The 1,791-nt window shown below is 48.7% G+C and carries 2 protein-coding genes; both read right to left on the bottom strand.

Going from position 1 to position 1,791, the window contains the following annotated elements; all coding sequences use genetic code 11:
• Positions 1–131: 131 nt before the first annotated feature.
• Complete coding sequence (gene trmB / locus ACTHS3_RS12295; RefSeq protein ID WP_039862398.1) at positions 132–848, bottom strand: tRNA (guanosine(46)-N7)-methyltransferase TrmB; 717 nt, start codon at positions 846–848, stop codon at positions 132–134.
• A 137-nt stretch (positions 849–985) separates the two neighbouring features.
• The gene (locus ACTHS3_RS12290; RefSeq protein WP_004520571.1) at positions 986–1,642 is read right to left on the bottom strand and encodes a response regulator; all 657 of its coding nucleotides are present in this window, start codon (positions 1,640–1,642) and stop codon (positions 986–988) included.
• Positions 1,643–1,791 lie beyond the last annotated feature (149 nt).

The following is a 1,791-nucleotide window of genomic DNA, read 5'->3' as shown; positions in this document are numbered from 1 at the left end:
TTCTTGGAGAGCTTGGGTTATGTTTATAAAGAAGAAACCGATAATCCGGCTTATAAACTTTTCTTGGCTTAATCAGTAAGATAAAAGGCCGTCTGAAAAATTTCAGACGGCCTTGTGTTTTATGTTCGGCTTTATTTTTTACGGAACACCAAGTCCCAAACGCCATGACCCAATCGTTTGCCTCGGGCTTCAAATTTGGTTTCAGGACGATAATCGGGCGTAGGGGCGTAATCGGCAGCCGTGTTTTGCAAAGCGTCGAAACTGCTCAAAACCTCCAGCATTTGCACGGCGTATTCTTCCCAGTCGGTCGCCATATGGACATAGCCGCCGCTTTTGAGTTTGGGCAGCAGCTTTTCAACAAACGGCACTTGTACCAAGCGGCGTTTATTGTGACGTTTTTTGTGCCAAGGGTCAGGGAAGAAAATATGAATGCCGTCTAAAGAACCGTCTTCCAGCATCTTTTCCACTACTTCCACCGCATCATGACGCATTACGCGGATATTGGAAATGTGTTCTTCCTCAATCAGCTTCAAGATATTGCCGACGCCCGGGCCGTGAACATCAATTGCTAAAAAGTCGGTATCGGGCAGACGTTTGGCGATTTCCACTGTCGCGACGCCCATACCGAAACCGATTTCCAAAACTTTAGGATTATCCCGGCCGAATGCGCGGTTCAAATCCAAAGGAGCTTCTTGGAAGTCCACACCAAATTGCGGCCACATTGTATCGATGGCGCGCTGTTGGGCAGCGGTCATATGGCCTTGACGCAAGACGAAACTGCGGATGCTGCGTTTGTGTTCTTCAGGAACGGTATTTTCGGGTGTATTTTCTGGAATGTTTTCGGACATGTTGTTTTAAATCAGTGAGAAATCAAATAAAAAGGCCGTCTGAAAAAATCAGACAACCCTGCATATAAATCGGCGTGATTATAGCGAATAAACGCTTTTCCTGAAACCTTTTAAAAAGAAGGTTTCAGACGGCCTTTTTAAGACAATACCGGTTGCGGTACTTTGTGTTGCACCGCATAAACCGCAGCTTGGACGCGGCTGCTTAGATTCAGCTTGCGCAATAGGTTCTGCACATGCACTTTGACGGTTGACTCAGCCAAGTTTAAATGGCGGGCAATGATTTTATTGCTGTGTCCGGCGGCAAGGTAGCCCAAGATTTCCATTTCGCGCGGGGTCAGCTGCGCCAGCAGGTGGTCGGAGCGTGAAGGAGAAGGGGAAATCAGCGATTGCACCAAGCGGCTGGTCATTTCTGGAGAGAAGACATTGTCGCCATCGACGGCTTTGCGAATGCTTTCCAAGAGGAAGTCGGCGTTGATGTTTTTCAGCAAAAAGCCTTTTGCACCCATACGCATACATTCGGTCAAGTCGTCGCTGTCTTCGGAAACGGTCAGCATGATGACGGTCAGTTGAGGATTGATGCTCAAAATTTGAGCCAGTGCTTCGCGGCCGTTCATGACCGGCATATCCAAGTCCAACAAAACTACGTCAGGCTTAAGCTGTTCGACCATTTTTACGCCGGCCAGGCCGTCTGAAGCTTCGCCGACGACTTCAAAATCGGGCTGGCGGGAGAGCAGGGCTTTGATGCCGCTGCGAAATAGGGTGTGGTCGTCAATAAGGGTAATTTTAATCGTCATGATGCTGTTCTCATTTGTTGCGGCAAAGTCAGCATAACCGCCGTACCTTGCCCAATCTGCGATGTAATGGCCAATTCTGCGTTAATCCGTTGGGCCCGTTCCTGCATAATGCCCAAGCCGACATGTTCGCCTGAAGGCCGGTTTGATAG

This window comes from Neisseria sp. P0009.S007 (genome assembly GCF_051962515.1).
Note: the sequence above shows the minus strand (reverse complement) of the source record. Positions and strands in the feature narration are given on the sequence as shown.